The following is a 1,055-nucleotide window of genomic DNA, read 5'->3' as shown; positions in this document are numbered from 1 at the left end:
TAAGGACGAAGAATAGGCTGCACAAAGTTCTTCAAGTCGCCTTCCCAGAAATCGAAAATCTACTATCTACTCCTACAGGTGAGCAATATTGAAATCTTGTTTCCATCTTCCCAACCAAGTATTGGGTGCTAGAATTATCAGAAGTTGAGTTGAAAGAAACTTTTCGCCAGTAAACCTCTAAACGTATTTCAGAGAACAGAATAGGTAACTTAGCTGAGAAGTTAGTTGGACTGGCAAAGCAATCTTATTTTGCCATTTCAAAAAATGCCAGATAAGGTGTCGTTTTTATATGCTCAAATGTCAGAAAAAATGGCTTGAACTATTTCTCAAAAAATTCCCATTATACTCTATCAGAAATAATGTTGAGTTCGAAACCGTATTATACTTGACAAATGGTAGAAAAAGACTCACCCCAGTTTAGGGATGAGTCTTTTCGTTTGAAAACTCAGATGACTTATTAAATCACTTCTACAAGTTTTTTAATTTATCTTAGTCTTCTTTTTTACGCTTACCTGCCAAGGTAAGTCCAAATGCTGCAAGAACTCCTCCTAGTACTACAGCTGCAGTTGATGCTTCTTCTCCTGTAGCTGGAAGAGTAGAAGCGTCTTTTTGAGCTGCTGAAATAGTTGCTCTTGCTTTGAGATTCATGTGCTTATCTGATGAATCCACTGCCTGAACATCTACAGCTGGTGATGGTTTCACAACCGTTGGAGTAACATTAGAACCTTTACTATTATTAAAGGTATCTGTTGATCCACCCCTTGTTGCAAGCATTGGGGCGCTAGCATCTGAGACATTACCTGATGAGTCTGTCGCTCTCGCTGTCACATTACCTTCCGGAATATCAACCGTTGGTATGATAGTGGCTTTACCATTGTCATCAGCTGTAGCTTCACCAATCTTGTTACCGTCTTTATCGAACAATTCAATCTTAGTACCTGGTTCAGCAATAACATCGATTGGTGTACGAGTACCTGCCTTACCTGTAAGATCTGTATCGACAACTGGTGCATCTGGAGCTGTCTTATCATCAGCTTTCGCTACAGTTGCTGTAG

At 39.6% G+C, this 1,055-nt stretch carries 1 protein-coding gene and 1 pseudogene; one reads left to right on the top strand and one right to left on the bottom strand.

Features of this window, described 5'->3' with window-relative positions:
• Nucleotides 1-269, top strand: a pseudogene (locus tag AX663_RS10890) (IS110 family transposase); the annotation flags it as partial.
• A 220-nt stretch (nucleotides 270-489) separates the two neighbouring features.
• Here AX663_RS10890 and AX663_RS01350 read toward each other — a convergent pair.
• On the bottom strand, nucleotides 490-1,055 hold a 566-nt coding region (locus AX663_RS01350), incomplete at its 5' end, for an LPXTG cell wall anchor domain-containing protein (protein ID WP_156430743.1).

The sequence above is a fragment of the Streptococcus sp. CCH8-H5 genome, from assembly GCF_001556505.1.
Taxonomy (GTDB): Bacteria; Bacillota; Bacilli; order Lactobacillales; family Streptococcaceae; genus Streptococcus.
This window is presented reverse-complemented; position numbering and strand designations above follow the sequence as displayed.